Source organism: Streptomyces sp. SID3212, from assembly GCF_009865405.1.
Classification (GTDB): domain Bacteria; phylum Actinomycetota; class Actinomycetes; order Streptomycetales; family Streptomycetaceae; genus Streptomyces.
This window is the reverse complement of record NZ_WWJY01000085.1, coordinates 1-1,894: the sequence shown is the minus strand read 5'-3', so window position 1 is coordinate 1,894 and position 1,894 is coordinate 1. Positions and strand designations below refer to the sequence as shown.

General features: G+C 76.0%; 4 protein-coding genes. All 4 read left to right on the top strand.

What is annotated here, in order from left to right:
* On the top strand, nt 1-380 hold a 380-nt coding region (locus GT042_RS02815; RefSeq protein WP_202532276.1), incomplete at its 5' end, for a type II secretion system F family protein.
* Complete coding sequence (locus GT042_RS02810) at nt 377-1,159, top strand: type II secretion system F family protein (RefSeq protein ID WP_161307107.1); 783 nt, start codon at nt 377-379, stop codon at nt 1,157-1,159. The genes GT042_RS02815 and GT042_RS02810, both read left to right, overlap by 4 nt.
* A gap of 79 nt (nt 1,160-1,238) precedes the next feature.
* Entirely contained in the window at nt 1,239-1,451 is a 213-nt protein-coding gene (locus GT042_RS02805; protein WP_161307106.1) for a DUF4244 domain-containing protein, read from the top strand.
* Nucleotides 1,452-1,716: 265 nt separating this feature from the next.
* Nucleotides 1,717-1,894: TadE family type IV pilus minor pilin (locus tag GT042_RS37970; RefSeq protein WP_202532275.1), on the top strand; the 178-nt coding region annotated here is incomplete at its 3' end.

Here is a 1,894-nt window from a genome sequence, read left to right as displayed (position 1 = left end):
AAGTGCCTGAGGCGTTGCGGCAGGCGGCGCGTGAGCCCGGATGCGAGGGCCTGGCGGGGCTCGCTGCCTGCTGGCGGGTGGCCGTGGACGGCGGGGCGGGTCTCGCCGCCGGTCTCGATCGGCTGGAGGCCGCGCTGCGGGCCGAGAGGGAGCAGCGGGAGGGCCTGCGGGCCCAGTTGGCCGGCGCGTGGTCGACGGTCGTGGTGCTCGCGCTCCTTCCCGTGTTGGGTCTGGCGATGGGCTGGGCGCTCGGTGCCGATCCGTTGCGCGTGCTGCTGCACACCCCCGCCGGGCTCGGTTGTCTTGCGGTCGGCGGGCTGTTGGAGGGGGCCGGTCTGTGGTGGGCCGGCCGGATCGTGCGGACGGGGGTGGGGACATGAGCGGGGAGTTGACCCATCGGCTGTGGGCGGTGGGCTGGGTGCTGGCCGCTGTCGGGTGCCTGTTCTTCGTGGTGGTGGCGGTGCGGTACGAGCGGCGGGTGCGCAAGCGGCTCGCGGCGGTCCTGGCGGTGGAGTACGGACGGCGGCGACGACCGCGGCCGGATGTGAGGGCCTGGGCGCGGCGGTGGGGCCCGGTGTTCGCCGCCGCGGTCACCGGCTGTGTGCTCGTCGGAGGCGTGACCGGCTGCATCGTGGGGTGCGCGGGGGCGTACGGGGTGTGGCGGTGGCTGCGGAGCCGGGCCCCCGACGACGCTGCCGTCGCCGCCGACGAGGCCGAGGCGGCGCGTCAACTTCCCCTTGCCGCTGACCTGCTGGCGGCCTGTATCGCCGCCGGGGCGGGTCCGCGTGAGGCGGCGGAGGCGGTCGGTGAGTCGCTGGGCGGACCGGTCGGGGACCGGTTGGCCCGGACCGCCGCGGAGCTTCGGCTCGGCGGTGAACCGGCGGCGGTGTGGGGGAGGTTCGGCGCGATACCGGGCGCGGTGGGGCTGGCCAGGTGTCTGGAGCGGGCCGGCGTCAGCGGGGCACCCGCGGCGGAGCCGGTGGCGCGGTTGGCCGAAGGCCTCCGAGCGGAACAGGCCCGTACAGCGGTGGCCCGGGCCCAGCGGGCGCAGGTGCTGATCACCGCGCCGGTGGGGCTGTGCTTCCTGCCCGCGTTTCTGGCGGTGGGGGTGGCGCCGGTGGTCATCGGTCTCGCGGGCGGGCTGCTGAGCGGCGGGTGAATCGAGGGTGCCGTCCACGGCACCGGGAGTTATTCGTTCTTCGAATTCATGTTCATTTCACGGATCACGGGAGGTAGGCATGCGCGGGTTCGGCCTGGGGGTGCGGGCGGGTGTGCGGTGGCTGCGGCGGCGCGGCACGCGGACGGACGCGGGGATGGCGACGACGGAGTTCGCCATGGTGACGCTGGCCGCCGCCGCGCTGGCGGCGGTGTTCTACAAGGTCGTCACCAGCGGACAGGTCTCCGACGCGCTGCGGTCGGTGATCGGGGAGGCGCTCAGTGCGCCGTTCTGACGGTCGGCTACCGGTGAGGGATCAGCAGGGATCGATGAGGGCCCGTGGGCGACCGAGGAGGCGGTCACGTCGGTCCCGGACGGGCCTGGGGCCGTCCACGCCGGCCCACGGGGCAGCCGTCACCGGCTGCGGGCCGTCCGGGATGGGCCGCGGCCCGTCCGGGACGGAGCAGGGGGCAGCCGCGACGGGCCGGGGCTCATCCGCGACGGGACGCAGGCGATCCGCGACGGGTCCCGGGCGGTGTGTGACGGGCCGAAGGCGGTTCATGGCGGGCGACCGGGGGTCCGTGACGGTGGAGGCGGCGATGGCCGTGCCGGCGCTGGTGGCGTTCACCCTGGCGCTGGTCTGGGCCCTGACGGCGGCCTCCGCGCAGATCCGGTGCGTCGACGCGGCGCGGGCCGGGGCGCGGGCGGCTGCCCGGTCGGAGCCAGAGGCCGAGGCGC

Excerpts from the sequence above, each read along its gene's own strand:
- GT042_RS02805 (WP_161307106.1), top strand. The coding sequence starts at position 1,239 with ATGCGCGGGTTCGGCCTGGGGGTGCGGGCGGGTGTGCGGTGGCTGCGG.
- GT042_RS02810 (WP_161307107.1), top strand. The coding sequence starts at position 377 with ATGAGCGGGGAGTTGACCCATCGGCTGTGGGCGGTGGGCTGGGTGCTG.